Annotated in this window: 1 protein-coding gene; it reads right to left on the reverse strand. The window is 56.7% G+C overall.

The window, feature by feature from the left end; translation table 11 throughout:
• Positions 1-344: 344 nt before the first annotated feature.
• The coding region (locus tag CO660_RS33655; RefSeq protein ID WP_210421958.1) for a hypothetical protein at positions 345-557 on the reverse strand (213 nt) is incomplete at its 5' end.

The raw sequence follows: 557 nt of genomic DNA on the forward strand, positions 1-557 counted from the left end.
ACTTAGAGCAGTATCCATGGCAGCTCGCAGCGCCTGCTCGATGAGCTTGTCGCTATCGCCAACCACGTCGGCTTGGTGATTCGAAGTCATATCGCATCTCCACTTTTGAGACGAAAACGAAAATTGGGCGTAGTCCAACCGGTGCCAAACGAAAGGCAAATTTCGCTGTGTCTCTTCAGGTTCTAGGCACCGTTAAATTTAGCGGATGCGGCCGCCAACATGCGGCACCGGCGTCACCAACGAAACCGCGTGCCAGTGGGAGCCTTAACTCGGCAAGGCGATCTCCCACTGGAATCCCTTGAAGCAGTCTCATTCGCGGCGACATGACATCTGGACGAATTCGGTTATTTCGATCGCGCGCGAAGAACATTGGCTCCGGCGGCGCTGTCGGCCAGAATGGCATCGCTCTCAACGTCTTGATCCAAAGCTGAAGAGGCTCCCGCGCTGAGCAGTGGCTGGTGACAAAGCTCTTTGGATCGGCTGCACGCCGCCGCGCGTGATGATCGCTGACGAGCTCCGTCGTACGGTACGACATGGGCGAAGATGGGCCTTACATC

This window comes from Rhizobium sp. L9 (assembly GCF_002531885.1).
GTDB lineage: Bacteria > Pseudomonadota > Alphaproteobacteria > Rhizobiales > Rhizobiaceae > Rhizobium.